Genomic DNA, 3,943 nt, shown 5'->3' on the forward strand with positions numbered 1-3,943 from the left:
ATAGACCATCTGCACGCCATCAACGAGACCTACGGGCACCTGAGCGGCGATTCCGCGCTGCCGAACCTGGCGGGATTGCGGAAGCAGCGGCTGAGGCGTAGCGACGTGCTCAGCCGCTATGGCGGTGACGAGATCGCGGTCGTGATGCCGGCAACCAGCGGCCAGAACGCGGTCAAGGTCCTGGATGGGATCCGCGGCCTGTACGCGGAGATCCGCGAGTACTCGCACAATGCCGCCTACTTTCCTACGTTCAGCTGTGGCGTGGCGGCCTTGCCAGGGTACGAAGACTGCTCGGCCCTTCGGCAGGCGGCGCTGGATGCGCTCGACAGCGCGCGGCGACAGGGGAGGAACCGGGTCGTTTCGGCCGCAACCTAGCGCGCTGGATCGGCTAGGAGGCGGGTAGAGCGCCGGAGTGGGCGGCGAAGAGGTGCTCCACGTCCGCCAGCAGAGCACCCGCCTTGTCCGGATCGGTGCGATCCAGCTCACCCGCGAAGTACAGCACCAGGTTCGGTTTCGAGCGCACAAGGCGTAGCAGACCGAAGCGATCGGGACTCGGCAGCTTCATCTGCAGGACGTGATAGCGGGAGCCGTCCGCCATCGCCTTGAGTCGGTGTTTCGCTATCTGGCCGGCGCGAACGGCGGTCTCGGCGAAGCGCGGATCGAGGCTCGCGTGCAGAAAACAGGTGGAGCGATCCATGTCGACCACGGCGGCGCCGATGGCGCCGTCGAGACCCAGGAGCGCCAGCAGCCCCCGCCTGATCTCGACCGAAGCCGACGGCTCCTCGGTCGGGTTTTCTCCGCTGACGATCCGAAGGGACTCTTCACCGGGCACTGGCGCTTCGGGCCGGAGTGGACCCTCACCCAGGAACTGGTCCTGCCAGAAAGCCGCTTCCAGAAGCAGCCGTGGTAGAGCGGCGTTGATCGTTCGGTCGACCTCAGACCCGGGCTCTTCAGCTTCGAGCTGCGGATCCTCCAGGGCGAGCAGCGAGTAGAGCGCCCGCCTGCCTCGGAGCTCACCCGCGACAGCGTCGAAGATCTCTCCTTCGACGAGGTCGATCCGCCCCATCCCGCTCTGTGCCTCCACCTTCAGCGAGCAGCTCCTGGTCTCGCTGTTGAGCAGTTGGAGGAAGCCCGCCAGGGAGAGACCCTCGATCGGCCCCCGGGTGGCGGCCGGGGTCAGCTGCCGGATGACGTCGACGAGCGACTCGGCGGCATGAGGCTTGGGCAGGTAGCGAAAGGCTCCCTGGGCCGTGAGGGCCTGACCGACCCTGCCCGAGTCCTCGGTGCCGAGGACGATGATCTCCACCGATGGATGGTGCTCCAGGATGTAGACCGAGAGCTCGAAGCCATCCATCACCGGCATGTCCAGCTCGGTGGCCACGACATCGACCGGCCTGGTGCTCAGAATCTCCATCGCTTCGACGCCATTGCCGGCTTCCAGCACGCGGCACTCGTTCTCCAGGCGAGCGAGCCCCGAGATCAGGTTCTGGCGCGACGTAGTGTCGCTGTCGACCACGAGAACGGTCTTCACGGCCGATTCCTCTGCTGGATGGTGACTGGCGCCTGGCTGTGCATGGCTCTTCTGCCCGCGCCGGGGGCTGTTGCACCGGATTATTGCAGATCTGCCCGACTCGGCCTTGTCAAGAATGGAGTCAGCGGCACGGGAGTCGGTTTCACTCTAGTTCGTTTCACTGCCCGGTGCTCTGGACTACTACTCCGTCAGCGTGCTCGATTGGACCCTCGGCCAGAGGGCAAAGGCCACGCCTGCGAGCACGACACCGCCGCCCAACCATTCGAGTTCGGTCAGTTGCCAAACGAAGACAGCCGGGAAGAGAAGGGTGAGAAGAGCCTTGGAGGCGGTCGCCAGAGGCGGATTGAGAAAGACGGTAAAACCTACGGTCGATGCCGGCAGATGGCGGAGCAGCCAGCACCACACGGCATAGCCGACGAGCGTGCAAAGGACCGAGAGATAGAGAACGGCAGTCCAGCCGGGGGCTTCGAGAGCAGCCATCTCCGGAGCCCCTGCCCAGGGTAGGACCAACATCAAAGGCATGCCACCCAAACCGATCGCCAGGTAGGTCCACGTCAGCGGCGAGGCGAAGGCCATCGCGGGTTTGCTCAGAATCGAGTAGGCCGCATACTGGAGCGGCGCCAAGGCAGTCACGCCGAGGGCCACGCCGTAGTCCGCGGTCGATCCCAGGGCGCCTCTGGACATCGCGATGGCGAAGAGACCCGCTACGGCAATCAGGAAGCCCACCGCCTTCCGCGAGCTGAGGCGCTCATTCAGGAACACCGCAGCCAGCACGACGACGAAGAGGGGCAAGAGCGCGGTCGTGAGCGCGGCGACCGATGGCGGTACACCGTGCTGCTGGCCGAAATAGAGTGCGAGGTTATATCCGGGAACCGCCAACAGCCCGCCCACGCCGAGTCGAAGCGGAAACCTCCGCAGGAGCCCCAGAGCTTCTTGCCGGCGGAAGAGGAAGCAGTACAAAAGGCAAAGAGGCGCAATCGGCGCACACCGAGCCGTCGTCAGGCTCAGCCAGTTGAACTGGGCCGCCCCGCGCTCGGTCCCGAGCAGATGCGATGCGGCGACAAAGCTGTTGCTCCAGATCAGAAAGAGGCCGAGAACGACAACCAGGTAGACGTTGCGCGATGGTGCCTCGAGGAGCGGACGAGCCGACACCGTCGTGCCGGCTGGCTCCCGTCTAGGCAATCAGTAGGCACTCTCTGGCGGTGAGGCCCCGTGGCCGGCTCCCGGTTGTCGTTTCGGGGGCGTTGCAGGTTTCCCTTCTAAGGCATCGGAGTACAAGTCAGTGCGCTTGGGTCGACGATCACCTGGATGGTAGCCGAGTCGTGAATCGAAGTCAGGTCCCCCAGGCACAGGCGGTCCGGAAGCGGCTGTCTCGCCCGGTCCTCTGCTTCTTCGTGATTGTCGGCTTCTCAAACATCTCGAACCCCTTTCAGTGCGCGTTGGTCGATGACTAGAATGCGCCAGTAGTCGACCTCACCCCCCGAGTCGCCCTGACCGTTTGTGTCTGGACGGTGCCGGCCCCACATTTGTCTCACCTCGGACCGCTCACCGGCTAAAGTAGAAGCCGGGGGCGCCACCCGGCTCAGGCAAATGCATCGAACGACTATCGCGTTGATTCTTCCGGCAGTCGCGCTGTTCGCCGGCTGCCAGGGGGGCGCGTCATCGGCTAAGTCCCCGGCCGATTCGACCGAGCCTCGACACCGTGCGGAGGCACCTTCGGAGCAGGCGGAGCCCGCGGAGCTCGCGAAGCGCGAGCCCGAATCGCCAGCGCCGTCTCAGGGCGTGTTCCGGGGCATTCCGCCGGAGCTCTTCGCTGCCGCTCGGGCCGATTGCGCGGCGCGCAGTGGCAAGTCCGAAGAGGCCCTGCAGGTCGTCCGTGCCGAGGTCGTTACCTGGCGGGACGGCTCACTGGGCTGCCCGGAGCCGGGCCTGATGTACATCCACGCGCTGGTCGAAGGCTATTGGCTTGTATTCAACGACGGCGAGCGCGACTACGACTATCGCGCCGGCCGCGGCGGCAACTTCATGTACTGCGCGCGGCCGAAGGCCGGTCCAGCTCCCAGCGACGCGGCGTAGCGTCGATCGAGAACGGCGCCGTGAGTGCCGTGCGTGGGCGCCGGTGCTCGGGCGGCCCGTCGAGCCCGGCGGACGTCCTTGAGGAACTGCTTGGCGCTGTAAGACGAGACTCGCATCCGGGCTTCGTCCGTGGTCACCCGGTCGGCCCGAATCCCACTCTTGGGTTTCCAGAGGCCTCCGCGCTGATTGATGAGATCGCGGGCGGGCTCGAGCCAGGCCTTGATGCCTTCGAAGTCGGGGTGATGTCTGGGGTTCTCGTCGATGGGGTAGAGGATGTCCTTGGCGGCCCAGTAGTCCAGGGCAACCGGATCCTGACTGGCGGCCAGGCGGTTGACG

The 3,943-nt window shown here is 65.6% G+C and carries 5 protein-coding genes; 2 read left to right on the forward strand and 3 right to left on the reverse strand.

Translation table 11 applies throughout. The annotated features are described in order from the left end of the window. A partial coding sequence (locus GY769_09805; protein MCP4202217.1) for a GGDEF domain-containing protein occupies positions 1–375 on the forward strand: 375 nt, incomplete at its 5' end. Between the two features lie 13 nt (positions 376–388). Here the strand turns inward: GY769_09805 and GY769_09810 are convergent. Then, positions 389–1,531, reverse strand: coding sequence for a response regulator (locus GY769_09810; GenBank protein ID MCP4202218.1), 1,143 nt, complete (start codon positions 1,529–1,531; stop codon positions 389–391). Positions 1,532–1,711: 180 nt separating this feature from the next. Further along, positions 1,712–2,713: an EamA family transporter gene (locus GY769_09815; protein ID MCP4202219.1), complete on the reverse strand. Its 1,002-nt coding sequence runs from the start codon at positions 2,711–2,713 to the stop codon at positions 1,712–1,714. Positions 2,714–3,121: 408 nt separating this feature from the next. Here GY769_09815 and GY769_09820 point away from each other — a divergent pair, with 408 nt between their 5' ends. Continuing rightward, the gene (locus GY769_09820) at positions 3,122–3,607 is read left to right on the forward strand and encodes a hypothetical protein (protein ID MCP4202220.1); all 486 of its coding nucleotides are present in this window, start codon (positions 3,122–3,124) and stop codon (positions 3,605–3,607) included. Here GY769_09820 and GY769_09825 read toward each other — a convergent pair. Continuing rightward, the coding region (locus GY769_09825) for a hypothetical protein (GenBank protein MCP4202221.1) at positions 3,529–3,943 on the reverse strand (415 nt) is incomplete at its 5' end. The genes GY769_09820 and GY769_09825 overlap by 79 nt on opposite strands.

This window comes from bacterium, from assembly GCA_024224155.1.
In the GTDB taxonomy this organism is placed as follows: Bacteria; Acidobacteriota; Thermoanaerobaculia; order Multivoradales; family JAHEKO01; genus CALZIK01.